This window comes from Campylobacter sp. MG1 (assembly GCF_026616895.1).
Lineage (GTDB): Bacteria > Campylobacterota > Campylobacteria > Campylobacterales > Campylobacteraceae > Campylobacter_E.
Genome location: NZ_JANYME010000052.1, coordinates 1 through 255, shown reverse-complemented (window position 1 = coordinate 255; position 255 = coordinate 1). Strand labels below are relative to the sequence as shown.

Sequence of the window (255 nt, the reverse complement as noted above, 5' to 3'; positions counted from 1 at the left end):
TCTGCTAGAACTTAACTGACGCTAAGGCGCGAAAGCGTGGGGAGCAAACAGGATTAGATACCCTGGTAGTCCACGCCCTAAACGATGTATGCTAGTTGTTGGAATGCTAGTCATTTCAGTAATGCACCTAACGGATTAAGCATACCGCCTGGGGAGTACGGTCGCAAGATTAAAACTCAAAGGAATAGACGGGGACCCGCACAAGCGGTGGAGCATGTGGTTTAATTCGAAGATACGCGAAGAACCTTACCTGGG

1 rRNA gene is annotated in these 255 nt (G+C 49.0%); it reads left to right on the top strand.

Going from position 1 to position 255, the window contains the following annotated elements:
- A 16S ribosomal RNA gene (locus NY022_RS09645) occupies window positions 1-255 on the top strand; the annotation flags it as partial.